Genomic DNA, 24,100 nt, shown 5'->3' with positions numbered 1-24,100 from the left:
GACGCACCTGTTCCCGATTCGAGCAGGTCCCTGTTCGCCAGACCCAGAGAGTCTTCCATGCGCATTGTTGCTGACGAAAATATTCCCCTGCTCGACGCTTTTTTTGCTCATTTCGGTGAGATCCATCGCTTGCCGGGCCGCGCCATGGACCGTGCCGCCGTGGCTGACGCCGACATCCTGCTGGTTCGCTCCGTCACCGCAGTGACCCGCGAACTGCTTGAAGGCAGCCCGGTGCGTTTTGTCGGGACCTGCACCATCGGCACCGATCACCTGGATCTGGACTGGTTTCAGCAAGCCGGTATCCAGTGGGCCAGCGCACCGGGCTGCAATGCGCGTGGCGTGGTGGACTACGTCCTCGGCAGCCTGTTGACCCTGGCTGAAATCGAAGGCGTCGACCTTGCGCAGCGCACTTATGGTGTGGTCGGTGCAGGGCAGGTGGGTGGTCGGCTGATCAGCGTATTGAAGGCCTTGGGCTGGAACGTGCTGGTCTGCGATCCGCCACGCCAGGCTGCCGAAGGTGGCGACTTCGTCAGCCTCGACGAGATCCTGCAGCGCTGTGACGTCATCAGCCTGCACACGCCCCTGAGCAAAGCCGGGGCGTCACCGACCTGGCACCTGCTCGACGACGCGCGTTTGCGTCAGCTCAGGCAGGGTGCCTGGCTGATCAATGCCAGCCGTGGTGCCGTGGTGGATAACGCAGCGCTGCACGACGTGTTGCTTGAGCGGGAAGACCTGCAGGCCGTGCTGGACGTGTGGGAAGGTGAGCCGCAGGTCAACGTCGCGCTGGCTGACCTGTGTGTTCTGGGTACACCGCATATCGCCGGTTACAGCCTGGATGGCAGGCAGCGCGGCACCGCACAGATCTACCAGGCGCTGTGTGGCTTTCTTGATCAGCCCGCGACCATCGAGCTGGACGATTTGCTGCCAAAACCCTGGCTGGCGCAGGTCAGTCTCGACGCGGACTGCGACCCGGTCTGGGCGCTTAATATGCTGTGCCGCGGCGTGTATGACCCGCGGCGTGACGACGCGGATTTCCGTCGCAGTCTGACCGGTGACACCGTCAGCCAGCGTCTGGCCTTCGATGCATTGCGCAAGCAGTACCCGCCACGCCGGGAAATCGAAAGGCTGAAGGTGCACCTGGAAGGTGAGTCCGAGGCGTTGGCGCAACTGGTGCGCGCGCTGGGTGCGGTGCTGGTCTGATTGCCAGCCGCGCTATCGCGCAATAAAAAACCCGACCTTGTGGTCGGGTTTCAAATGTCTGGTACAGCTCGGTCTTATTTTTCCGGGGTTACCCAGTGCTTGTCGCATTCCTGGCAGGCAGCCTGAACCATTTCTTCGGTGATCAGGACTTCTTCCCCGTGCTGGTCGAGAACTGCACCGCCAACCGGCAGATTGGGCGTGGCTCGAACGACCTGAACTTCGTTGCTGCGCTCTTGCGGGTCCATGGTGTTTCTCCTTTCATCAGGTAACGGCGTTAAGTTAACCGCGCTTGATGACCGGTCCGTGACAGGTTCTGTCAGCCGCTCAAACGCGCTCCAAGTGCAACAGAGATGATGCAAATCTGCCAGCAGGCGCTTAGATCGATGTCTTATAGCGGCCCCTGTAAAGCAGTCATAACCTGACTCTGGAAGCCGGCCGCAAGTTCATTCGAAATGATATTCGGCGCGCCCGGCGACACAGGTGTAGGCTTTGCAACTCAGACAGATCGGGCAGACAGGCAGGTTCATCGTTCATGATTTCACGGATTACCCGGCGTCATCGCCAGGCCTTGCGTCTGGCTGCGAGTTTCATCGCGCCGTATCGCTGGCAGGCGCTCGGCGCATTGCTTGCACTGGTCATCACAGCCGGTATCACCCTGTCGATCGGGCAGGGCATCAAATTGATGGTCGATCAGGGTTTCATGACCCGCTCAGCGCAGTTGCTCGAGCGCTCGATCGGGTTTTTCATGCTGCTGACGGTTGGCCTCGCCATCGGGACCTTTGCCCGTTTCTACCTGGTGTCGTGGATCGGCGAGCGTGTGGTTGCCGACCTGCGCAAGAAAGTATTCGATCACCTGATCGAGCTGCATCCGGGCTTCTACGAGAACAATCGCAGCTCGGAAATCCAGTCGCGCCTGACCGCCGACACCACGCTGTTGCAGTCGGTGATCGGCTCGTCACTGTCGATGTTCCTGCGCAATGCGCTGATGGTCATCGGCGGTATCGTGCTGCTGTTCATCACCAACCCCAAACTCACCAGCATCGTGGTGGTGGCGTTGCCGCTGATCATCGCGCCCATTCTCATGTTCGGACGGCGGGTACGAAACCTGTCGCGCGAGAGTCAGGACCGGGTCGCCAATGTGGGCAGCTACGTGGCCGAGGCCCTGGGGCAGATCAAGACGGTGCAGGCCTACAATCACCAGCAGCAGGACAAACAGCGTTTTTCACATACCGTGGAGCAGGCCTTCGAGACCGCCCGCAAACGGATCCTGCAGCGCTCCTGGCTGATCACGCTGGTGATCGTCCTGGTGCTGGGGGCGGTGGCGGTGATGTTGTGGGTAGGTGGCATGGACGTGATCAGCGGCCGTATTTCCAGCGGTGAGCTGGCAGCGTTCGTGTTCTACGCGCTGATGGTCGGTATGGCGTTCGGCACGTTGAGCGAAGTGATTGGCGATCTGCAGCGCGCCGCCGGTGCTGCAGAGAGGATCGGCGAGCTGCTTCAGGCGCGCAGCGAGATCAGCGTACCGACCACGGACCTGCAGAGCCTGCCGCAACGCATCAGTGGGCGTCTGGCGCTGGAGAATGTCACCTTCGCCTACCCGTCGCGTCCCGAGCGCAATGCGCTGGATAACCTGACCCTGAGCATCGAGCCCGGTGAAACCCTGGCGCTGGTCGGGCCCTCCGGAGCAGGCAAGTCGACCATCCTCGATCTGCTGTTGCGTTTTTACGACCCGGTTCAAGGGCGCATTCTGATCGAGGGCGTACCGGTCAAGCAGCTCGACCCCCATGATCTGCGCCGCTGCTTCGCGCTGGTTTCACAATCGACTGCGCTGTTTTTCGGCAGTGTCGAGGACAACATTCGCTACGGTAACGCCACTGCCAGCCTTGAGCAGGTACAAGCGGCGGCGCGCATTGCCCATGCGCATGAGTTCATTCTCGAAATGGCCGACGGCTACCGTACGCATCTGGGTGAGGGCGGGGTGGGATTGTCGGGCGGACAGCGGCAGCGCCTGGCGATCGCCCGTGCCTTGCTGGTCGATGCGCCGATCCTGTTGCTGGACGAAGCGACCAGTGCGCTGGACGCGCAGAGTGAGTACTTGATTCAACAGGCCCTGCCGAGCCTGATGCAGGGGCGCACCACCCTGGTCATCGCTCATCGGCTGGCCACGGTGCAGAATGCCGACCGGATTGCCGTCATGGATCAGGGGCGGTTGGTGGCGGTGGGCACCCATCAGCAGTTGATTGCCAGCAACCCGCTTTATGCGCGACTGGCGGCGTTGCAGTTCAATGTTGGAGTTGAATAGGAGGGGGCGAGGAGGGCCTGCGGACAACGTGGGAGGTCAAGCCCCCCACCTGGTGAGCCTCAGCGATATTCGCACAGGTAGGCGGTATCGACTTTGACCTGAAGCTGGAACTTGCTGTTGGCCGGTACGTTGAACTGGCTGCCGGTGGCGAAGGTTTCCCAGTCAGTGCTGTCCGGAAGCTTCACGCTCAACTCGCCGGAGATCACATGCATGATTTCCCGTTGCGCTGTACCGAACTCGTATTCGCCCGCTGCCATGACACCGATGGTTGCCTCACCATCGGCCTGGGTGAAGGCGATGGATTTGACGGTGCCGTCGAAGTACTCGTTGACCTTGAACATGGGCGATTCCTTTTGAAAGGGCTGAAAATGGTTCGCCAGTATGCCCAACACGGTAAAACTCGTCACGCCCCTTGCACGTCGACGCTGACGAAGCGTCGACGTGCAGCAGCACTCAATTGGGCAGAATCAACGGCAGCAGCCGGGCGGTATTGCGCGCATCGACCAGGGCGCGATGCTGTTGCCCGCTGAACTGCATGCCTGCCAGTTGCAAGGCACTGTTCAGCCCCATCGGTTTCTGCAACTGACGAGCTTGGGCGAAACGCTGTTTGAGATTGATGTGCGGCATGCCGGACAGCGCACTGTCGAGGTGATGATGACGCCATTCCTCCTCCAGTTGCTGACGATCATAATCCCCCCAGCTGGCCCAGCCGACGATGCGTGCACGGTGATGGCTCAACCAGCGCTCGAATTGTGGCCACACCGTGGTCAGCGGCGCAGCGCTGTCGATGCTGCTCTGGTTGATATGGGTCAGCTCGCGGCAGAAATGGGTCAGCAGCGGCCTGCGCGCCGGGCGCACGAAGCGTTCGAAATGGTCCAGCTCGCGTCCGTCCTGATTGACCAGTGTCGCGCCTATCTCGATGACTTCCATTTCTGCGACCGGCCATCCGCCTTCTTCGGTCGTGGCCTCAAGATCAATTACCAGCCAGTGCGGCATCATCAAGCTTCCTTACGATAGTCAATGGCTTCAGCGTAGCCAGATTAACCCGTTGCGCACACCCTGGGCTTTGCATCGGCACCCTTGTTGTTCCAACTGCTCACTACAGTGACCACGGGTGGTTGCATTGGTGCACTCGCAGTGCCTGGACGAGTATTGCAAGCGCACCGCAGTGCGCTGACGCCGTCGATTTGACAGTTGTTTAAATCACGGAAACCGCATAGCTTGGACGGCTTTGATTGATGTCGTGCTTTATGAAAAGACTTGCAGTGTTAATTGACGGTGTTGCGCGCAGGATCGTTACGGGCGCCATGCTCTTCATTCCGTTGATTGCAACGCAGCATGTCTTCGCCGCGCAGATCGTGCGAGTGGCCGCAGTGCATTTTCCCCCTTACATGGTGCGCCCTGAAAAAGGTGAAGACGCCGGTCTTTTACCCAGGTTGATCGATGCCCTGAATGGCGAGCAGGACGAATACGAATTCGTGATGATTCCGACATCGGTGCCTCGGCGTTTTCGTGATTTCACGGAAGGGCGTTTCGATCTTGCAGTCTTCGAAAACCCCAATTGGGGCTGGAAGGATATTCCCCATGAACAGATCGATATGGGACTCGAGGATGCCGAGGTCTATGTGGCGCGCCGCGTGGAAGGACGCGGGCAGGATTACTTCGACACTCTGGCTGGCAAACGTCTGGCACTGTTCAGTGGCTATCATTATGGATTTGCCAACTTCAATACCGATCAGAAGTACCTGAGCGAGCACTTCACCATTACCTCCACGTACTCCCACGACAGTAACTTGCTGATGGTGGTGCGCGGCCGCGCCGATATCGCGCCTGTTACCCGTTCGTACCTGATTGATTTCATGGCGCGTAACAAGGATGAAGCGGCGCAGTTGATGGTGTCCGACCGTATCGATCAGATCTACCGTCAATACGCGTTGTTGCGCCCGAATGGCAACATTGATGCTCCGCACTTCAGACAGCTACTGGAAAGGCTGCGCGAAGATGGGCAGATGGCGAAGATTTTCGAGCCGCTGCACATCAAGGTGCTTCCGGTAGATACCGGGATGCCGGGCAAATAGCGGAGGGCAGGTTTGCGCCTGCCACCCGGAAGTAATCAGCGGTCCTTGGCGTCCTTGGCATCCATTTCTGCGTTGCGCTCGTGGACGCGCTTGAGCTGTTCTTCAGTGAGGGGCAGTTTCTTGGCTGTGTCACGCAGCATCATCAGACCGCCGACGATCGAGCCAATGGCTACGAGCAGAATTAACCAGGCATACCAGGGCATAGCGCTCTCCTTGTTTTGATACCGGTTTGAGCAGCACGGCTGCCCAATGGTTCAAGTGTATGCGCCCTGAAGGGGTTGCGTACGAAACCATTCGCACGCAACCCCAAGATCCTCGCAATCAGTCCCCGGTCAGCATCGCGTCGGCTGGCGCATCGGCGCGCGATTTGGCGGTCAGGCTGAAGTAGATGAAGCCGATCGCCATCAGACCCAGGAAAATCAGGCCGATCAGGGCGTTGAACCAGGCCATGGCCACCAGGCACACGAGGGCCAGCGCCAGGGCGATGCCGGGTACTACCGGATAACCGGGTGCGCGGAACGTGCGCTCCAGGCCTGGTTCGGTCTTGCGCAGCTTGAACAGGCTGAGCATGCTCATGATGTACATGACGATGGCGCCGAAAACGGCCATCGTGATCATCGCCGCGGTCAGCGTCATGCCGCTCAGGTTGATCAGGCCGTCGCTGTAGATCGCGGCGATGCCGATCACGCCGCCTGCGATGATTGCCCGGTGCGGTGTCTGGAAGCGTGAGAGTCTGGCCAGCGAGGCGGGCAGGTAGCCGGCGCGGGCAAGGGCAAAGAACTGGCGCGAGTACCCCATGATGATCCCGTGGAAGCTGGCGACCAGACCGAACAGGCCAATCCATACCAGCATGTGCAGCCAGCCGGAGTTGTCACCGACCACGGCCTTCATGGCCTGCGGCAGCGGATCATTGATGTTGGCCAGCGTGCGCCAGTCGCCCACGCCACCGGCAAACAGCATTACGCCGATGGCCAGCACCACAAGGGTGAGGATCCCGCTGATGTACGCTTTCGGGATGGTCCGTTTCGGGTCCTTGGCTTCTTCGGCGGCCATGGCTGCACCTTCGATGGCCAGGAAAAACCAGATGGCAAACGGGATTGCCGCGAACATGCCGGCAATGGCTTCGGGTCCGAAAGTCTGTGAGCCCGCCCAGCCATTGAGGGCGAAATTGCTGAAACTGAAGGCCGGCGCGACGACGCCCATGAACACCAGCAACTCGGCGACGGCCAGAATGCACACCACCAGTTCGAAGGTCGCAGCCAGTTTCACACCCACGATGTTGAGCGCCATGAACACAATGTAGGCACCGACTGCTGCATGTCTGGGGTCAAGACCCGGGTATTGCACGTTGAGGTATGCACCGATCGCCATGGCAATCGCAGGTGGTGCGAAGACGAATTCGATCAGAGTCGCCATACCCGCGATCAGTCCGCCTTTTTCACCAAAGGCACGGCGGCTGTAAGCAAACGGGCCGCCTGCATGCGGGATGGCCGTAGTGAGTTCGGTAAAGCTGAAGATGAAGCAGGTGTACATGGTGGCAACCATCAGTGCTGTTACCAGAAAGCCCAGCGTGCCTGCCGCGCCCCAGCCATAGCTCCAGCCGAAGTATTCGCCGGAAATCACCAGCCCGACGGCGATCCCCCATAAGTGAATCGTGCCGAGTGTCGGCTTGAGTTGCGTACTCATTGTTATCTCCCTGAGATTTCGATAATCGTTGAAACATCCTGTTGCAGAGGCCGTGCCAGTGCACTGTTCATTGTCGTGTTGCTTCAAAACAGGTCGTTTGTGGAACGTCAGGGTGAACAGATTCACCCTGTTGTGCAGATTCGGTGCAGGCTAACGTAGCGATGGTCGCCGCAGGTGCAGGAAATCGTGACTTTTTACGACCGCCACTGGACAAATGCCGATCTATGGGTCCCGCCGTTGCGCCGGTTCGGCTACAATGCGCGCCGATTTCGACTTACCTGAGACCACGCTCATGTCCGCCTGCCAGACTCCTGTCATCGTCGCCCTGGATTTTCCGACCCGTGAAGCCGCCTTGCGCCTGGCCGATCAGCTCGATCCCAAGCTGTGCAGGGTCAAGGTCGGCAAGGAACTGTTCACCAGTTGCGCGGCCGACATCGTCGAGACCCTGCGCCACAGGGGCTTCGAGGTGTTTCTGGACCTCAAATTCCACGACATCCCGAATACCACGGCGATGGCGGTCAGGGCGGCGGCCGAGATGGGCGTGTGGATGGTAAATGTGCATTGCTCCGGCGGCTTGCGCATGATGGCAGCCTGCCGGGAAGTGCTTGAGCAGCGCAGCGGTCCACAGCCGTTGCTGATCGGCGTGACCGTTCTGACCAGCATGGAACGTGAAGACCTCGCCGGTATCGGCCTGGATATCGACCCGCAGGTGCAGGTGCTGCGCCTCGCCGCTCTGGCCGAGAAGGCCGGGATGGATGGTCTGGTGTGCTCGGCGCTTGAAGCGCAGGCATTGAAAGCGGCTCACCCGTCGTTGCAACTGGTGACGCCCGGCATCCGCCCGGCGGGCAGCGCGCAGGACGATCAGCGGCGTATCCTGACTCCTCGTCAGGCACTGGATGCAGGCTCTGATTACCTTGTCATCGGCCGCCCGATCAGCCAGGCGGCTGATCCGGCGAAGGCACTGGCGGCGGTGGTCGCCGAGCTGTCCTGAACGGATGCGGGCGTTACGGATACCTTCCCCTAAAGTGGGGAAGATCCGTAACGTTCGAAAAGCCTGCGGGCTTTATTCCACTTGCAGGATCAGCTTGCCCTGATTCTCACCGCTGAACAGCATCTGGAAGGTTTCCGGGAACGTCTCGAGACCTTCCACGATGTGCTCCTTGCTCTTGAGCTTGCCTTCCTTGATCCAGCCGGCCATGACCTGGCCCGCTTCTGCAAAGCGCTCCGGGTGGTCCAGTACGATAAAGCCTTCCATGCGTGCGCGGTTGACCAGCAGTGACATGTAGTTGGCCGGGCCTTTGATCGCCTTGGTGCTGTTGTATTGGCTGATCGCACCACAGATCACTACGCGAGCGCCGACCGCCAGTTGGCTGAGTGCCGCATCAAGGATGTCGCCACCGACGTTGTCGAAGTACACGTTCACGCCATCCGGGCAGTGGCGTTTCAGGCCGTCCATGACGTCTTCGGATTTGTAGTCGATGGCTGCGTCGAAGCCCAGTTCATCGGTCAGCAAACGGCATTTTTCCGCGCCTCCCGCGATGCCGACGACCCGGCAGCCCTTGAGCTTGGCAATCTGCCCGGCCACGCTACCGACAGCACCTGCCGCACCGGAAATCACCACGGTGTCGCCGCTTTTCGGTTGGCCGACGTCCAGCAGCGCCAGATAGGCGGTCATGCCGGTCATGCCCAGTGCCGATAGATAAAGCGGCAGGGGTGCAAGGCTGGTATCCACTTTGTAGAAGCCCTTCGGCTCACCGGCAAAGTAGTCCTGCACGCCCAAGGCGCCTTGGATATGGTCACCTACGGCGAACTTGGGGTTTTTCGATTCAAGTACTTCACCCACGCCGAGGGCACGCATCACTTCGCCCAGCTTTACAGCTGGAATGTAGGATTTGCCCTCATTCATCCAGCCACGCATGGCCGGGTCCAGTGACAGGTATTTGTTCCTGACCAGAATCTGCCCCTCGGCAAGTGCGCTGACCGGGACTTCCTGATAGGTGAAGTCATCACGGCGCGCATCGCCCGAAGGGCGCTTGGCGAGCAGGAACTGGCGGTTGGAAAGATCAGTCATGGCAGGGTCTCCTGAAAATGGTTCAAGAATGGATTCAAACGTTCATAGCGCCGCTTGGGCAAGAAGCGATCACCCAGCGAATGCCATTTGATCCATGTGATTGATAGGAGTCCGTTGCGCCGCTGGCGTTCAGACGGATGTGCGGATGAAACATGCTGATGACGGATATGGCTTGAGTCACTCCCGTCAGTGCTCTAGATTCCTTGTTCGATCAACGCTTGGACGACCGTGATGCCTGCCACCTCTTCAAACACTCTCCACCCCCGTGCTCTGCGAGCTGGCGACGCCGTGGCGCTGGTATCTCCGGCAGGGCCTGTAGACCCCGGCAAGATCAAGGCGGCGGTGGCGATACTTGAGGGGTGGGGGCTGCGTCCACGGGTCTATCCGCATGCGCTGGGCAACTACTCGTTCTATTCGGGGACCGATGAAGAGCGGCTCGCCGACCTCAACGCGGCGCTCGCCGATCCGGAAATCCGCGCGGTCATCTGCACTCGCGGTGGCTATGGCGTGCAGAGGATTGTCCAGCAGGTGGATATGGACGCGGTGCGTCGTGACCCCAAGCTGGTGACCGGCTTTTCCGATATCACCGCGTTGCACGGTGCACTGTGGAACCACGCACGCCTGGCGACCATACATGGACCGGTCGCTTCGCAGCTGGAACGTGGCGGTCTTTTCGTCAGCGGCATGCGCCATGTGCTGATGAGTACCGAGCCGGCCTTGCTCAAGGCTGATCCGGTCTCGCCAACGGCCAGGGTCAGAACCGGTGGCAGCGCACAGGGCCTTCTGCTGGGTGGCAATCTGTGCATCCTCGATACCTCTGTAGGTACGCCATTCATGCCCGACCTGCGCGGTGCGATCCTGCTCATCGAAGAGGTCAACGAACCCGCTTATAGGGTCGACCGCATGCTCACTCACCTGGGCAATTGCGGGATTCTTGCGTCTCTGGCCGGCATTGCTGTCGGCGAATTTACTCCTGCCGCGAACACTGGCCGCACGATCAGCCCCGCCGATGTGCTGCTCGAGAGGCTGGGCAGTCTCGGCATCCCGGTGCTCGGCGGTCTTCCAGTAGGGCATGGCGATCTTAATCAGGCAGTGCCACTGGGCACCCAGGCGATACTTGATGCCGACGCCGGAACCCTGCTGGTATCGGCTGCCGCGCGCAGTTGATGTCTCTGCCACGCCGCGCTGTCGGTTGATCTAATTGGCCTTGCGTGTGTTCAGGATCAGCAAGGTCAGCAGGCCTGCAACGATGCCCCAGAATGCCGAGCCTATGGAGAACAGCGTCAGTCCCGAGGCGGTCACCATGAAGGTGATCAGTGCGGGTTCGCGCTCCCTCGGTTCGGCCATCGCAACGGTCAAGCCGTTGGTAATCGATCCGAGCAGCGCCAGCGCGGCAATCGAGAGCATCAGTTCCTTGGGAAACGCACTGAACAGTCCCGCCAGGGTGGCGCCGAAAATACCAGCCATTGCATAGAAAATCCCGCACCAGATCGCTGCCGTATAGCGTTTGGACTTGTCCTCATGGGCATGAGGACTGGTACAGATGGCGGCACTGATCGCCGCCAGATTGATTCCGTGGCAGCCGAACGGCGCCGTGAGCAATGAGGCGAAGCCTGTCACCGATATCAGCGGCGAGGTCGGCGGGAAGTAGCCGTCGGCTCGCAACACGGCCACACCGGGCATGTTCTGCGAGGTCATGGCTACCACGAACAGCGGGATGCCAATGCTGACCGTCGCCGCCCAGGAAAACTCGGGAGTGGTCCAGACCGGCATGGCGACTTCCAGCGCCAGACCGTTAAAATTCAGCAGGCCCAGCATGCCTGAGATGCCGATACCGACCAGCAGCGCGAGCAGCACCGAGTAGCGTGGCGACAGGCGCTTGACCAGCAGATAGGTGAAGAACATGCCCATTACCAGGCTGGTGTGGTGCTCTGCGGCAACAAAGATCTCGCTGCCGATCCTGAACAGGATCCCTGCCAGCAAAGCCGCAGCCAGCGAGGCTGGCAGGCGCCGCACGATGCGCTCGAAGCTGCCGGTCAGCCCGCACAGAATGACCAGCAGCGCGCTGGTGATGAACGCGCCAATGGCCTGCGGGTAGCTGACGCCGCCCAGGCTGGTGATCAGCAATGCAGCGCCGGGTGTCGACCACGCTACGGTAATCGGCATGCGGTAGCGCAGCGAGAGGCCGATGCTGCATACGGCCATACCCATGAACAGCGCCCACAGCCAGGATGAAATCTGCACGCTGCTCAACCCTGCCGCCTGGCCCGCCTGAAACATCAGCACCAGCGAACTGGTGCAGCCGGTCATCATGGCGATGAAACCGGCAACCACCGCCGACGGCGATGAGTCTGTCAGCGGGCGCAATGGCACCTTGAGGGATTCGTTCATGCTGGGCGTTCCTTGAAGCGGGCAGGTAGCAGAGGGCGCCAAGCCTAAACGCATGGCTGCTCGGCCTTGCAATACAGCGACATGAGTAAACGCCAGCACAGTTGCAGCCGTGGCTTTACTCGGCGTCAGTCCCGACCGGGCAGGCGCCGGATTGCAGGGTCTGCCCCAACGCCCGATTGACCGTCAGCCAGCCATCCACGGCATCCTGACCCGCCTCGGCGAACACCCGCTGCAGCAGTTTGACCTGTTCGCGTCGCAAGCCCTGTTCAAAAAGAGCACCTTCATCGGTGAGGCCCAACAGTCGTTTGCGCTTGTCATTCTCGGGGGCCGCGCTGTGCACCAGATTCATGGCGATCAGCTGGCGCAGCGGGGCATTGAGGGCCTGTTTGCTGACGCCCAATACGGTGAGCAGCTCCTTGACGCTCAGGCCGGGGTAGCGAGCGATGAAAAATACAATGCGCTGATGCACCCGACTGAAGCCGCGTCTGGCCAGCATTTCATCAGCCTTGGCAGTGAACGCCTGATAGCCGAAGAAGAAGGCTTCCATGGCCATTTGCTGATTGGCAGGTTTTTTAAGGTCAAGCATGTTGACGTATCCAGGTTGATCGTCGTAATTTGAGTCAACCAGTTTGACGTATTTCCAATTGTCTCGGCTACAGGTAACTGCCATGGCTTTCTCCGAACGCGTTTCCCGTCTGAAAAGTTCTCTGATTCGCGAGATCCTCGCCGCCGCTCAGCGTCCGGAAGTGATGTCGTTTGCTGGTGGTCTGCCTGCCGAGTCGATGCTGCCCAAAGTGCAGTGGGCCGATATGCCCGTTGCACTGGGGCAGTACGGCATGAGCGAGGGCGAGCCGGCGCTGCGCGAAGCGCTGGCCGCCGATGCTCGGGCCCTGGGTGTCGACTGCGACGCCAGTCAGGTCCTGGTGGTCAGTGGTTCTCAGCAGACACTGGACCTGGCAGCCAAGCTATACATCGACAAAGGCACCGAAATTCTCCTCGAGGCGCCCACCTATCTGGCGGCGCTGCAGGTATTCCAGCTGTTCGGTGCCGACTGCATCACCGTACCGCTGCAGGCCGAAGGACCGGACCTGGTTGCCATGCGTCAGCGTCTGGAGCAGCACAAACCAGCGTTCGCCTACCTCATCCCGACGTTCCAGAACCCCTCGGCGGTGCGCTACAGCCAGGCCAGTCGCGATGCCGTGGCGGCCTTGCTCGACGAGTTCGGTGTCACGTTGATCGAGGACGAGCCGTATCGTGAGTTGAGCTTTGACGGCGGCAGTGCCAGGCCGATCGTCAGCGGTTTGAAAACGGCCAGCTGGATTTACACCGGTACGGTTTCCAAGACGCTGCTGCCCGGCCTGCGGGTGGGTTATCTGATCGCCAGCCCCGATCTGTTTCCGCACTTGCTGCGTCTGAAACAGTCGGCTGACCTGCATACCAATCGCCTCGGACAGTGGCAGGCCTTGCAGTGGATTGGTACTGAGCACTATCGTGAGCATCTGGTGACGCTGTGCGAGTTTTATCGGGGCCGTCGTGATGCGTTCGAAAGCGCCTTGCAAACGCATTTTTCCGACTTGGCCACCTGGAACAGCCCACAAGGCGGGCTGTTCTTCTGGCTGACGCTGAAGCAGCCGCTGGACACGCGCACCTTGCTGGATGCAGCGCTGGCGCAGGATGTGGCGTTCATGCCGGGCGAACCTTTTTTTGCCGATCCGGACGCCAATCACGGTCACTTGCGGCTCAATTTCAGCCATATCGACCCTGCACGGCTCGATGAGGGTATAAAACGACTGGCGTCGGTGGTCCGCGCTGCACACCTCCTGCAAGCCGCCTGATTCAAGACGTCAACATAGACGCAGCAAGGGAGCAGTCTTATGTACAAGGTTTATGGCGATTACAACTCGGGCAACTGCTACAAGGTCAAGCTGATGCTTAACCTGCTGGGCAGTGAGTACGAGTGGGTGCCGGTTGATATTCTCAACGGCGAAACCCAGACCCCGGCGTTTCTGGAAAAGAACCCCAACGGCAAGATTCCGGTGCTGGAGCTGGAAGATGGCACTTGCCTGTGGGAATCCAACGCGATTCTCAACTTTCTGGCTGACGGCTCTTCGTACCTGCCGAGCGAACCGAGGTTGCGCACCCAGGTGCTGCAGTGGCAGTTCTTCGAACAGTACAGCCATGAGCCGTCGGTCGCGGTTGCCCGATTCATCCAGTTCTATCTGGGCTTGCCGGCCGAGCGCATGACCGAGTATCGCGCCATGCAGAAGGCCGGCTACCGCGCACTGGCGGTCATGGAGCAGCAGCTCGACCGTACGCCGTTTCTGGTCGGCGAGAATTTCTCCATCGCCGACATTGCCTTGTATGCCTACACCCACGTCGCTCATCAGGGCGGTTTCGATCTGGCACCCTATACCGGGATCCGCCGTTGGCTGGATCGGGTCAAGGCACAGCCGGGTTATATCGGTATGCTGGACTGACACATCCGTCATTTGAACAAAGGGAAATGTATGCGCGTTCCAATCGTACTTCTGGGCGCTTTCATTGCGCTGGGTATCGGCTGCTCGGCCCAGGCCGAGGACTGCGACGCCAATCAGGCCAGCATGAATCGCTGCGCTGCCAATGAGCAGGCAGCGCTCGATGCCGATCTCAACAAGCAGTACAACGTGCAGATGGCGTGGTTGAAGACCCCGGCGAAAAAGCAGGCGCTCAAGGATGCGCAACGAAAGTGGATAGCCCTGCGTGATGCCGATTGCCTGTATCAGGCGGGCAAACCCGAAGATTCAGGCTCCATCTGGCCATTGCTGCAGTCGCAATGCCTGGCCGAGCAGACCCGTGTGCGGCTGAAGCAACTGCAAGCCTATGTGGCCTGTCGCGAGGAAGGTTGCCCGCGCTGAGAGGCGCCGGGCAAACAGGCGTCAGATCGCTCCGAAGCGCTGGTTCAGGTAGTCGATGATCACCTTGGACTCATACATCCACACGGTTTTGTCGCCTTCCTCGATGCGCAGGCAAGGCACTTTGATCCTGCCGCCCTCGTTGAGCAGGGTCTGGCGATCGAGCTCATTGTTTTTCGCATCGCGCAACGCGACCGGAACATTGAGGCGGCGCAGGGCGCGACGGGTTTTCACGCAGAATGGGCAGGCGTGGAACTGATACAGCGTCAGATTCTGAGCCGCTTCAGCGACAGCCGCCTGGGCCTGCGGGTCACGTTTTTTCCTGCTCGGGCGAGTCAGGAAATCGATGCCGATGACGAGTTGGCCGAGGCCGACTCTTAACGCTTTCATGAACAAGGTCATACCTCTTGCGGGCGGTGGCGTGCCCAGCCGTGCATTCAGCGTGCCTCACGGCAGGTGAACGCAGGCTGAACGATCACTTGATCAGGCTGAGAAACTCACTGCGGGTGGCCGCGTTTTCACGGAACTCGCCCAGCATCACCGAGGTGATCATGGCCGAATTCTGCTTCTCGACGCCACGCATCATCATGCACATGTGCTTGGCTTCGATCACCACCGCAACGCCCAGCGCGCCGGTAACCTGCTGGATGGCCTCGGCGATCTGGCGGCTGAGGTTTTCCTGGATCTGCAGACGGCGAGCGTACATGTCGACGATCCGCGCCACTTTAGACAAACCAAGCACCTTGCCCTGCGGGATGTAGGCCACATGTGCCTTGCCAATGAACGGCAGCAGATGGTGCTCGCACAGCGAGTACAGCTCGATGTCCTTGACCATCACCATTTCACTGGCATCGGAGCTGAACAGCGCGCCGTTGGTTACTTCTTCCAGGGTCTGCGCGTAACCGCGACACAGATACTGCATGGCCTTGGCGGCGCGCTTGGGGGTGTCCAGCAGACCTTCGCGCGAGACGTCCTCGCCCAGTTGCCCGAGGATGGCGGTGTAATTCTGTTCCAGTGTCACAGGGGTGTGTTTCCGTGTGGGGTTCGATGGTTGCGAGGGCAGGCCCGTCGCCGAGACGCACATAGTAACGTACGCATGCGGGCGGGTGCACGGCAGGGCTGCAAATCAACCGGCCGGTCAGTGCCTTTGTATCCTCTCGCTTACACGTTGGCGACCAGATCGCTACCCACTTCTGACGCCCATTGCGGTCTGAGTAGGCAGGTCATCAATCCATTGCCTGTCCCTAGAGAGTAAACCCGGATGTTGAGTCGAGTAGCAAAAATAGCGTTGTTCGCGATTGTACTGTCGTCGGTTTCCGGCTGCTGGCCGTTCTGGCCTGGTCCGGGCGGACATGGCGGCGGTGGCGGGCATCATGAAGGCGGCGGCCCTGGTCCTGGCGGTCCTGGCCCGGGGCGCTGAGTCAGCGGCAGGGCGGCGCTGCAGCCCTGCGTGCGGGGTCTGACTGACTGGAAGGGCGCGGCGGGTGCTACTCGTCGCGCCCTTCCATCATGATGCGCCTGAGGATCACGTACACCGCACCTGCACCGCCGTGTTTGGCCAGGCAGGAGCAAAAGCCCAGTACCTGCGAATGCTGACGCAGCCAGGTGTTGACGTGGCTTTTGATCATGGGCCGCTTGCCGTCCAGACGTACCGCCTTGCCATGGGTGACGCGTACGCAGCGTATTTCCAGACGGGTTGCTTCAGCCAGAAATTCCCACAGCGTCTCTCGCGCCACTTCCACGCTCATGCCATGCAGGTCCAGGCTGCCCTCGAAGCTGATCTGCCCGAGTTTGAGCTTGCGCATCTGACCTTCCTGCACGCCGTCACGCGACCAGCTCAGGACATCTTCAGGGCCGACGTCGATCACAAATTGATCCGACAAGCCGTCAACGGTCACCGAATCGGTGCGCACGGTTGCCGACTGGCGCAGGCGGGCCAGCATTTTTCGATCGGTCTTGGGTTTGCCGACATCGGCATGTTCATGCTTGAGCGGCTTGACGCCGCGTGTCTCGCTTCTGAACAGGGAAAAATCGTCGTCTTGCATGGGGCCTCCGCGAAGGAGGCCATTCTAACCGTTCAGACAAGAGGGTCAGTTGTGTTTTTTCATCAGGTGCGAAGAGATACTCAGGCCGCCGGCACTGCGCTGACGACGGCAGCGGCGCCATAGCCAGACGCCCACGTACAGCACCAGCAGTCCGCCGATGGCGACAAACGCCGCGCCGCCCGGACTGGCGTTCAGTTCGCCGAGCATCTGCGGGTGAACCGTGAGGCTGGAAGCACCGGCAACTGTCAGCAACAGACCTGCGATCACAAGGAGCAGTGCGATCAGCGTGCCGATGCGTTTGCCCCAGTTGCCCTGACCCCTGGGGCGCAGGCGACGTGCATCGAAACCATCTGACGTTTTCATGCCTTTTCCTCAACAGGTATCAGCTCAATGGAGTATCGGCGCTCTGACCCGGGGAAGGAGGGGTGGTTCCCGCCTCCGGGATGATCCATGACGGCAAAGGATGGGCGGTTATGTGAACCTTGTCACACGCTCCCTCGCCTGTGCAGTGTCAGACAAGGTCTTTGGTCAGCGCCAGGGTGGCGAAGTTGTCGGCCATGATTGCCATCTCGGTTCTGTGCACGACCTCTGCGCTGACCACGCCGTGCGGGCTCGGCAGATCGCGGGTTGCGCAGGCATCGTCGACCAGAGTGCAGCGATAACCGTAGTCCTTGGTGGCGCGAACCGTGGTGCTGATACTCGAATGGCTCATGAAGCCGCAGACGATCAGGTCCAGGTGCCCAAGGTTCTGCAACAGTTCATGCAGTCCGGTGCCATTGAAGGCATTGGGCAGGCGTTTCTCGATCAGGTGTTCATCACCCTGCGGCAACAGCTCCGGCACCAGTTCACCGCGCTCGCCATGGGGGTCGAACGGGCCGCCCACAGTGCCCAGATGGCGGATGTGAACGATCGGGCACTTGACCGCACGTGCCTTTTCGACCAATCGGCCGATGTTGGCCATGGCTTCTCTCACGCCGGTCAGGGCCAGCGGGCCGCGGAGGTATTCTTTTTGCGCGTCGATGATGATCAGCGTCGCGTTACTCAGATGGGCGGGCGCATGCACCCGGCCGCTGAGCTGAAACATGGTCTTTAAATCCGACATTCACGGGCTCCTTTGTGTGGGGCTTTTGCGACATTGTCCTCTGGCTGAAGCGTTCTGGGAATGGCAACCATCGCAGGCCACGGTTTTTATGGCCTGCAGGGCAGTTGGAGGAGGGGATGGCTGGCGGTTTGCCTTGATGGCGGTAGACGAATCATGGAAACTTCCCCGCCTATCGGGTACGAAGAATGCACGTTGTTCGTAACCAGACTGTTCACCGAGGCTCGTCTTACAGCAGTTCGTTGCCTTTCAAGGAGTTTGTCCATGATCACTTCCCGTCTGCGTACCGTGCGCGACCATATACGCTGGGCCGTCAGCCGCTTTCACGAGGAAGACGTATTTTTCGGTCATGGCACCGACAATGCCTGGGATGAAGCGCGGCAACTGGTGCTGGGTGCACTGCACCTGCCATGGGAAATTGCCGACAGCTACCTGGATTGCCGTCTGGAAGTCGACGAAATATCCGAACTGCAACGCTTGATCAAGCGCCGCATCGACGAGCGTGTGCCCACCCCGTACCTGCTGGGCGAGGCCTGGTTCTGTGGCATGTCGTTCATTGTCGATGACCGCGTCCTGATCCCGCGTTCGCCCATCGCCGAGCTGATCGAAGAACGTTTCGCCCCCTGGCTGGCCGACGAGCCAGCGCGGGTTCTCGACCTGTGCACAGGCTCGGGTTGCATCGGTATCGCCTGCGCCGAGGTGTTTCCCGAAGCCGAGGTGGCCCTGGCCGACCTGTCCTACGACGCACTGGAAGTGGCCAATCAGAACATTGAGCGTCACGGCATGGAGGATCGGGTCTACACCGTTCAGGGCGACGGATTCGACGGCCTGCCGGGTCAGCGTTTTGACCTGATCGTGTCCAACCCGCCCTATGTGGACGCCGAAGATTTTGCCGACATGCCTGACGAGTATCAGCATGAGCCGGAACTGGCTCTGGCCTGTGGCAGCGATGGCCTGAACCTGGTCCGCCGCATGCTCGCCCAGGCCGCCGATCATCTGCACGAGAAGGGGCTGTTGATCGTCGAGGTCGGCAATAGCCAGGTGCACGTGCAGGCGCTGTACCCGGAGGTCGATTTCGCCTGGCTGGACTTCCAGCGGGGCGGGCATGGTGTGTTCATGCTCACGGCAGAACAGTGCCGCGACCACCAGGCATTGTTTCAGTCGAAGGTTTGAGGTCAAGGGCCGCGATAACCGGCTGAGACAAAAGGGGGGGGCTGATATCAGCCCCTCCTTTTTTTCGGCGTGTTTTTTATCGGTGCGTCGCGATCCAGATCAGCAGTCCGGCCTGGAATACCGCGAAGGTCACCAGACAGGCAATCGTGAAGCGCAGGCCGCTGTCTTCACGCTTGTATTTGCTGACCCGGTCTTCATGCTGGCGAATCGTCACTTCCTGTTCGATCAGATTTTTCTCGGCCTTTTCCAGCATCTGCGAGGCTTCGAGAATCTCGATGATCTGCACCTTGTCGTTGTTCCAGGTGCTGTGCAGGTTGCCGACGTGTACATCCTTGATCGCGCCTTTCATGTGCTGGGCATCGGCATACGTCACTTCAAAACCCAGAGTGCGCAGAAAGTGATCGCGACGCAGACGCGTGTCTTCGTTCAGACCGTCCTTGCTGGCCAGCGCCACGCCCTCAATCTTGTAGGAAGACCATCTTTTCTGCGCCCAATGCACCGCATGAGCAATCATGAAGCGCCCGATACCGCGGTTCCACGGCTCGATCTGCAAGCCTGACTCGGGACCGAAACGCACTATGCGCTTTTCGTGGTCGGCCCAGATATCCAGATGGTTCTGTTCCTTGCGGACCCGCTGACCTGGCAATTGCACGGTGATGCGCAGCAGGCTCAATGCCTTGCTGTGCCGCTCGGCACGCCCGAACTGTACGAAGCGCAGTGGGCGGCCGCCGGTCGCGCGGTCGGTGGGCAGTGGCGACAGACGCAGCATCTGAAAGCTTTCGGGCAGAACGTCTTCCCACGGCTGCGGGGGCACCGGCACTGCGACTTCTGCGCTGGCCGGCTCTGCGAGGGTTTCAGTCATGGTATTTGCGTCTGTCATAAGGGTGTCCTTTCCTGGGCCTTGCCCCGGAGCAGGTTCGCCGGGGCATAAAGGTGCCGAAACACTACGGTGCCGGAACACAGGGCCAGCAAACTGCTATCGGCCAGATTCGCCAGGACTGAAGGACTTTTGACTAACGCGCGTCAGATCTTTTTTCCGGGTGGAGCATCCGGATTTGGGAGTGCCTTGATGAAGCTCAGGATCCGTTCAGTCACTTCACTGGCCAGCGGCTGGGTCGGATTGCGGTAGGACAACAGTTGCTGCTGCAAATCATCCGGTACGATGCGCAGCACATGGTTCATACCGTCGATCAGGGCCAGTTGAGCATCCGGTTTGGCTTTTTGCAGCAGCAGCGCATCACCCACACCGACCTGAATGTCGTTTCGGCCCTGAACGATCAGCGCCGGAATGTGCAGTGCGCCGAATGCCGCCGCCGGGTCCTGGCGGAACAGCGAGATCAGGTACGGCTGGACACTGGGGCGGAAGACCACTTCCAGCTCCGCGGGCACGTTGTCGTCGGTTTTGCCGGCCTTGAGTTCGTCGAGCAACTGATCGCTGCGCTGCAGCAGGTCCGGCGGCAGGCGTTCCTGAAACTGTTCGCGCAGGACCTGATCCACCGGTCGCCCGGTGCCGGCCACGGAAATCAGCGCTGCGGCACCTACCTTTTCAGCCGCCAGCGTCGCCACCAGCGCACCTTCGCTATGGCCCAACAGAATCAGCTGGCCCAGGCGCGGGTTGGCTTTCAGCGCTCTGGCCCAGAGCTGGACGTCGGCCACGTAGCGGTCGACGCTCAGGTTGCGTTCATCCGGCGTGACCGCCTTGCTGGCCGCGACGCCACGTTTGTCGTAGCGCACGCTGGCAATATTGTTGCTCGCCAGGATCACCGCCAGGCGCTTCATGCTGTCGTTGCGTCCACCTTCCGGGTTGTTGCCGTCGCGGTCAGTGGGGCCGGAACCGGCGATGATCAGCACCACCGGCACCGGTTTGTCGGAACGCGGCATGAGCAGCGTGCCGTACAGCTTGCCGTTCTCGGTGTCCACGCTTATCGGCCGCTGCACCGCGCTGGGCGCCGCAGCGCTGGCGGTTGCGGCGGCCAGGCTCAGGATCAGGGTTATCGGCACGGCCAGCAGACGCAGCGCGTTGGAAACTCGAAGCAGGGAAATACCGGATAACATCGCAAGGCCATCATTGGGGGAGTCACGCTTGGACGCACGCGGTGACAGAAGGTTCGAGGATGAACTGAACCGCGAGCCTGCGTATACTGGCGCGCTTGGTTTAACGATCTGGTTTTTTGGCTGATTTTTCGGAGCGCCCGCATGTCCGGCAACACTTTCGGCAAGCTGTTCACTGTCACCACCGCCGGCGAAAGCCACGGCCCGGCGCTGGTCGCTATCGTCGACGGCTGCCCGCCGGGGCTGGAGCTGGACCTGCAAGACTTGCAGCGCGACCTGGATCGGCGCAAGCCGGGCACCAGCCGCCATACCACGCAGCGTCAGGAGGCCGATGAAGTCGAGATTCTCTCGGGTGTCTTCGAGGGCAGGACCACCGGCGCGTCCATCGGTCTGCTGATCCGCAATACCGATCAGAAGTCCAAGGACTATTCGGCGATCAAGGACCTGTTCCGCCCGGCCCACGCCGATTACACCTATCACCACAAGTACGGCATTCGTGATTACCGGGGCGGCGGTCGCAGTTCGGCCAGGGAAACCGCCATGCGTGTGGCCGCGGGCGCCATTGCCAAGAAGTACCTGGCAAGCCAGGGCATCGTCATTCGCGGTTACATGAGCCAGCTTGGCCCGATCCAGATCCCGTTCAAGACCTGGGATTCAGTGGAAGACAACGCGTTTTTCTGCCCCGACCCAGACAAGGTGCCGGAGCTGGAAGCCTACATGGACCAGCTGCGACGTGATCAGGACTCGGTCGGTGCAAAAATCACCGTGGTCGCAGAAGGCGTGATGCCGGGTCTCGGTGAGCCGATCTTCGATCGTCTGGACGCTGAACTTGCCCATGCGCTGATGAGCATCAACGCGGTCAAGGGTGTGGAAATCGGTGCCGGTTTCGACTGTGTTGCCCAGCGTGGCACCGAGCACCGTGACGAGATGACGCCACAGGGATTCCTGTCCAATCACGCGGGCGGCATTCTCGGCGGCATTTCCTCCGGCCAGCCGATCATCGCGCACCTGGCGCTCAAGCCGACGTCCAGCATCACCACGCCAGGTCGTTCGATCGATGTCGACGGCAACGCAGCCGACGTCATCACCAAGGGTCGGCATGACCCGTGTGTCGGCATTCGTGCCACACCGATTGCCGAGGCGATGATGGCCATCGTTCTGCTTGATCACTTGTTGCGTCATCGCGGTCAGAACGCCGATGTCAGCGTCAACACACCTGTGCTGGGGCAGGTGTAATGCACGCCGTCACGGTTGCGGACTGCTAGCGTGGCGCAACCTGGCGGCGGACAGCTGCCTTACTGGCGGCTGTCCGGGTTCTACGTATGCTATTTCGCTCTGCTGGGCCTGTCGGCGCCTTTCATGGCCCTTTACCTTCACCACCTGGGTTTTTCCAGCGCACGGATCGGCGAGCTGGTCGCCATTCCCATGCTGATGCGCTGCGTCGCGCCCAATCTCTGGGGGTGGCTGGGTGATTACACCGGTTGGCGTCTGACCATTGTGCGTTCTGGCGCCGTCTGCACCTTGTTGGCGTTTTCGCTGATTCTGGTCGAAAAAAGCTATGCCTGGCTGGCGATGGTCATGGCGCTCTATGCGTTCTTCTGGCACGCCATCCTGCCGCAGTTCGAAGTCATCACCCTTGCGCACCTGCAAGGCCAGACCGCGCGTTACAGCCAGATCCGGCTGTGGGGCTCGATCGGTTTCATTCTGGCCGTGGTGGTGCTGGGGCGGGTGTTCGAATGGTTCAGTCTGGACCTGTTCCCTTACATTGCGCTGGCGATCATGTCCGGTATCGTTGTCAGCAGCTGGTGGGTGCCGAATGCGCATCCTGCACCGTCCAGCCGCGAAACCGGGTCCGGCGGTTTTCTCAGGCAGCTGGCGCGCCCCGGTGTGTTGGCGTTTTACCTCAGTGTCGCGCTGATGGTGCTCAGCCATGGCCCGTATTACACCTTTTTGACCCTGCACCTCGAAGCACTCGGTTACAGCCGCGGCCTGATCGGCCTGTTATGGGCGGTCGGCGTGGTGGCTGAGGTGCTGATGTTCATGGTCATGAGCCGGATTCTGCAGCGTTTCTCCGTGCGCCAGGTACTGTTCGCCAGCTTTCTCCTGGCCGCATTGCGCTGGCTGCTGCTGGGCCTGTTTGCCGATCACCTCACCGCGCTGCTGATTGCCCAGGTGATGCATGCTGCCACGTTCGGCAGCTTTCACGCCGCTGCCATTCATTTCGTGCAAAGTAGCTTCGGCCCACGTCAGCAAGGTCAGGGGCAGGCACTTTATGCTGCCTTGTCCGGCGTCGGCGGGGCGTTGGGCGCTCTGTATTCCGGTTACAGCTGGAACGCGCTGGGGCCGGCCTGGACCTTTGCCATTGCCAGCCTTGCAGCCTTTGCCGCTGCCGTCATGATTGTCACACCCAAGAAAGAGGAAGGTGTATGAGCCGCGAACAATTGAGCCTGGAAATCATCGAGGCCGGGCGTTTTCTGTACGGCCGTGGCTGGTCGCCTGCCACCAGCAGCAATTATTCTGCGCGCCTGTCTGACAGCGAGGCGCTGTTGACCGTATCCGGCAAGCACAAGGGCCAGCTGGGCCCTGACGATGTGCTGGCCACCGATCTGGCTGGCAACAGCCTGGAATCCGGTAAAAAGCCGTCTGCCGAAACCTTGCTGCATACCCAGTTGTACAGCTGCAGACCGCAGGTCGGCGCCGTGCTGCACACTCACTCGGTGAACGCTACCGTGTTGTCGAGGCTGACCACGGCCGATCATCTGGTGTTCGAGGACTACGAACTGCAAAAGGCTTTTAGCGGCGTGGTCACTCATGAGTCGCAGGTCGTGGTGCCGATTTTCGACAACGATCAGGACATTGCCCGTCTCGCGGCAAAGGTGCAGCCTTGGCTGGACGCCCATCCCGAGTGCGCCGGCTACCTGATCCGCGGTCATGGCCTCTACACCTGGGGTGCGAAGATGAGCGACGCCTTGCGCCAGATCGAAGCGTTCGAGTTCCTGTTCGAGTGCGAACTGAAAATGCGCGCGGTCTTGAACCGCTGAGCGTTTCTTGCCCAAACCAGTCTGTAAGCCTGACCGGCCTGTAAAAGCCGGAAGGCGTTGCACCAAACCGA

27 protein-coding genes are annotated in these 24,100 nt (G+C 60.5%); 12 read left to right on the top strand and 15 right to left on the bottom strand.

Annotation, left to right across the window (positions count from 1 at the left end; translation table 11 throughout):
- Window positions 1–57 precede the first annotated feature (57 nt).
- Window positions 58–1,200, top strand: coding sequence for a 4-phosphoerythronate dehydrogenase PdxB (pdxB, locus tag JOE33_RS05020; protein WP_187626057.1), 1,143 nt, complete (start codon window positions 58–60; stop codon window positions 1,198–1,200).
- Between the two features lie 74 nt (window positions 1,201–1,274).
- Here the strand turns inward: pdxB and JOE33_RS05015 are convergent, their stop codons facing one another.
- Window positions 1,275–1,445 (bottom strand): PA1571 family protein, encoded by a 171-nt coding sequence (locus JOE33_RS05015; RefSeq protein ID WP_187626056.1) that lies wholly within the window; start codon window positions 1,443–1,445, stop codon window positions 1,275–1,277.
- A 287-nt stretch (window positions 1,446–1,732) separates the two neighbouring features.
- Here JOE33_RS05015 and JOE33_RS05010 point away from each other — a divergent pair, with 287 nt between their 5' ends.
- Window positions 1,733–3,502, top strand: coding sequence for an ABC transporter transmembrane domain-containing protein (locus tag JOE33_RS05010; RefSeq protein WP_209924041.1), 1,770 nt, complete (start codon window positions 1,733–1,735; stop codon window positions 3,500–3,502).
- 59 nt (window positions 3,503–3,561) lie between these two features.
- On the opposite strand, the gene JOE33_RS05005 is transcribed toward JOE33_RS05010, so the two are convergent.
- Window positions 3,562–3,843 carry a pyrimidine/purine nucleoside phosphorylase gene (locus tag JOE33_RS05005; RefSeq protein WP_010427133.1) on the bottom strand — a complete coding sequence of 94 codons (282 nt, stop codon included), beginning with the start codon at window positions 3,841–3,843 and terminating at the stop codon, window positions 3,562–3,564.
- A gap of 112 nt (window positions 3,844–3,955) precedes the next feature.
- Window positions 3,956–4,498, bottom strand: coding sequence for an exonuclease domain-containing protein (locus JOE33_RS05000; protein WP_010427132.1), 543 nt, complete (start codon window positions 4,496–4,498; stop codon window positions 3,956–3,958).
- A 242-nt stretch (window positions 4,499–4,740) separates the two neighbouring features.
- Between JOE33_RS05000 and JOE33_RS04995 the strand changes: the two genes are divergently transcribed.
- Window positions 4,741–5,580 (top strand): transporter substrate-binding domain-containing protein, encoded by an 840-nt coding sequence (locus JOE33_RS04995; protein WP_032611366.1) that lies wholly within the window; start codon window positions 4,741–4,743, stop codon window positions 5,578–5,580.
- 35 nt (window positions 5,581–5,615) lie between these two features.
- Here JOE33_RS04995 and JOE33_RS04990 read toward each other — a convergent pair whose 3' ends face one another.
- Window positions 5,616–5,783 carry a DUF2897 family protein gene (locus JOE33_RS04990; protein WP_003378661.1) on the bottom strand — a complete coding sequence of 56 codons (168 nt, stop codon included), beginning with the start codon at window positions 5,781–5,783 and terminating at the stop codon, window positions 5,616–5,618.
- Window positions 5,784–5,901: 118 nt separating this feature from the next.
- Window positions 5,902–7,266, bottom strand: a complete 1,365-nt coding sequence (gene eat / locus JOE33_RS04985) for an ethanolamine permease (protein ID WP_054993724.1) — start codon at window positions 7,264–7,266, stop codon at window positions 5,902–5,904.
- 292 nt (window positions 7,267–7,558) lie between these two features.
- On the opposite strand from eat, the gene pyrF reads away from it, so the two are divergent.
- Window positions 7,559–8,257, top strand: coding sequence for an orotidine-5'-phosphate decarboxylase (gene pyrF / locus JOE33_RS04980; RefSeq protein ID WP_025990789.1), 699 nt, complete (start codon window positions 7,559–7,561; stop codon window positions 8,255–8,257).
- A 72-nt stretch (window positions 8,258–8,329) separates the two neighbouring features.
- On the opposite strand, the gene JOE33_RS04975 is transcribed toward pyrF, so the two are convergent.
- Window positions 8,330–9,337 (bottom strand): NADP-dependent oxidoreductase, encoded by a 1,008-nt coding sequence (locus JOE33_RS04975; protein ID WP_032611369.1) that lies wholly within the window; start codon window positions 9,335–9,337, stop codon window positions 8,330–8,332.
- Between the two features lie 231 nt (window positions 9,338–9,568).
- On the opposite strand from JOE33_RS04975, the gene JOE33_RS04970 reads away from it, so the two are divergent.
- Complete coding sequence (locus JOE33_RS04970; protein WP_187626055.1) at window positions 9,569–10,504, top strand: LD-carboxypeptidase; 936 nt, start codon at window positions 9,569–9,571, stop codon at window positions 10,502–10,504.
- 30 nt (window positions 10,505–10,534) lie between these two features.
- On the opposite strand, the gene JOE33_RS04965 is transcribed toward JOE33_RS04970, so the two are convergent.
- Window positions 10,535–11,728: a benzoate/H(+) symporter BenE family transporter gene (locus JOE33_RS04965; protein WP_187626054.1), complete on the bottom strand. Its 1,194-nt coding sequence runs from the start codon at window positions 11,726–11,728 to the stop codon at window positions 10,535–10,537.
- Between the two features lie 115 nt (window positions 11,729–11,843).
- Window positions 11,844–12,314 carry a MarR family transcriptional regulator gene (locus JOE33_RS04960; protein WP_010427115.1) on the bottom strand — a complete coding sequence of 157 codons (471 nt, stop codon included), beginning with the start codon at window positions 12,312–12,314 and terminating at the stop codon, window positions 11,844–11,846.
- An 82-nt stretch (window positions 12,315–12,396) separates the two neighbouring features.
- Between JOE33_RS04960 and JOE33_RS04955 the strand changes: the two genes are divergently transcribed.
- The 3 genes from JOE33_RS04955 to JOE33_RS04945 are packed head-to-tail and all read left to right on the top strand — an operon-like array spanning window position 12,397 to window position 14,622.
- Window positions 12,397–13,563: a PLP-dependent aminotransferase family protein gene (locus JOE33_RS04955; protein ID WP_187626053.1), complete on the top strand. Its 1,167-nt coding sequence runs from the start codon at window positions 12,397–12,399 to the stop codon at window positions 13,561–13,563.
- Window positions 13,564–13,602: 39 nt separating this feature from the next.
- The gene (locus JOE33_RS04950; protein WP_003343108.1) at window positions 13,603–14,205 is read left to right on the top strand and encodes a glutathione S-transferase family protein; all 603 of its coding nucleotides are present in this window, start codon (window positions 13,603–13,605) and stop codon (window positions 14,203–14,205) included.
- 30 nt (window positions 14,206–14,235) lie between these two features.
- Window positions 14,236–14,622, top strand: a complete 387-nt coding sequence (locus tag JOE33_RS04945; protein ID WP_010427111.1) for a lysozyme inhibitor LprI family protein — start codon at window positions 14,236–14,238, stop codon at window positions 14,620–14,622.
- A gap of 21 nt (window positions 14,623–14,643) precedes the next feature.
- On the opposite strand, the gene JOE33_RS04940 is transcribed toward JOE33_RS04945, so the two are convergent.
- The 5 genes from JOE33_RS04940 to JOE33_RS04920 all read right to left on the bottom strand — a co-directional run bounded on the left by JOE33_RS04940 (window position 14,644) and on the right by JOE33_RS04920 (window position 17,766).
- Window positions 14,644–15,021: a glutathione S-transferase N-terminal domain-containing protein gene (locus JOE33_RS04940; protein ID WP_003405811.1), complete on the bottom strand. Its 378-nt coding sequence runs from the start codon at window positions 15,019–15,021 to the stop codon at window positions 14,644–14,646.
- Between the two features lie 73 nt (window positions 15,022–15,094).
- Window positions 15,095–15,640 (bottom strand): GTP cyclohydrolase I FolE, encoded by a 546-nt coding sequence (gene folE, locus JOE33_RS04935; RefSeq protein WP_010427107.1) that lies wholly within the window; start codon window positions 15,638–15,640, stop codon window positions 15,095–15,097.
- Window positions 15,641–16,106: 466 nt separating this feature from the next.
- Window positions 16,107–16,664, bottom strand: a complete 558-nt coding sequence (locus tag JOE33_RS04930; RefSeq protein WP_003315144.1) for a Smr/MutS family protein — start codon at window positions 16,662–16,664, stop codon at window positions 16,107–16,109.
- Between the two features lie 45 nt (window positions 16,665–16,709).
- A complete protein-coding gene (locus JOE33_RS04925) occupies window positions 16,710–17,027 on the bottom strand; it encodes a hypothetical protein (RefSeq protein WP_010427102.1) in 318 nt (105 codons plus the stop codon).
- Window positions 17,028–17,175: 148 nt separating this feature from the next.
- Window positions 17,176–17,766, bottom strand: a complete 591-nt coding sequence (locus JOE33_RS04920; RefSeq protein WP_187626052.1) for a cysteine hydrolase family protein — start codon at window positions 17,764–17,766, stop codon at window positions 17,176–17,178.
- 261 nt (window positions 17,767–18,027) lie between these two features.
- Here JOE33_RS04920 and prmB point away from each other — a divergent pair, with 261 nt between their 5' ends.
- Window positions 18,028–18,936 (top strand): 50S ribosomal protein L3 N(5)-glutamine methyltransferase, encoded by a 909-nt coding sequence (gene prmB, locus JOE33_RS04915; RefSeq protein ID WP_187626051.1) that lies wholly within the window; start codon window positions 18,028–18,030, stop codon window positions 18,934–18,936.
- Window positions 18,937–19,012: 76 nt separating this feature from the next.
- On the opposite strand, the gene JOE33_RS04910 is transcribed toward prmB, so the two are convergent.
- Together JOE33_RS04910 and JOE33_RS04905 are read right to left on the bottom strand one after the other, a co-directional pair.
- Complete coding sequence (locus JOE33_RS04910; RefSeq protein WP_010427096.1) at window positions 19,013–19,816, bottom strand: hypothetical protein; 804 nt, start codon at window positions 19,814–19,816, stop codon at window positions 19,013–19,015.
- 143 nt (window positions 19,817–19,959) lie between these two features.
- The gene (locus JOE33_RS04905) at window positions 19,960–20,991 is read right to left on the bottom strand and encodes an alpha/beta fold hydrolase (RefSeq protein ID WP_096243361.1); all 1,032 of its coding nucleotides are present in this window, start codon (window positions 20,989–20,991) and stop codon (window positions 19,960–19,962) included.
- A gap of 141 nt (window positions 20,992–21,132) precedes the next feature.
- Between JOE33_RS04905 and aroC the strand changes: the two genes are divergently transcribed.
- The 3 genes from aroC to JOE33_RS04890 are packed head-to-tail and all read left to right on the top strand — an operon-like array spanning window position 21,133 to window position 24,029.
- The gene (gene aroC, locus JOE33_RS04900) at window positions 21,133–22,224 is read left to right on the top strand and encodes a chorismate synthase (RefSeq protein ID WP_032611384.1); all 1,092 of its coding nucleotides are present in this window, start codon (window positions 21,133–21,135) and stop codon (window positions 22,222–22,224) included.
- A 30-nt stretch (window positions 22,225–22,254) separates the two neighbouring features.
- Window positions 22,255–23,418 carry an MFS transporter gene (locus tag JOE33_RS04895; RefSeq protein ID WP_122693709.1) on the top strand — a complete coding sequence of 388 codons (1,164 nt, stop codon included), beginning with the start codon at window positions 22,255–22,257 and terminating at the stop codon, window positions 23,416–23,418.
- The gene (locus JOE33_RS04890) at window positions 23,415–24,029 is read left to right on the top strand and encodes a methylthioribulose 1-phosphate dehydratase (RefSeq protein WP_122693710.1); all 615 of its coding nucleotides are present in this window, start codon (window positions 23,415–23,417) and stop codon (window positions 24,027–24,029) included. Before JOE33_RS04895 ends, JOE33_RS04890 begins: the two co-directional genes overlap by 4 nt.
- Window positions 24,030–24,100 lie beyond the last annotated feature (71 nt).

Origin of the sequence: Pseudomonas sp. PvP027, assembly GCF_017833005.1 — a bacterium.
Classification (GTDB): Bacteria; Pseudomonadota; Gammaproteobacteria; order Pseudomonadales; family Pseudomonadaceae; genus Aquipseudomonas; species Aquipseudomonas congelans.
This window is presented reverse-complemented; position numbering and strand designations above follow the sequence as displayed.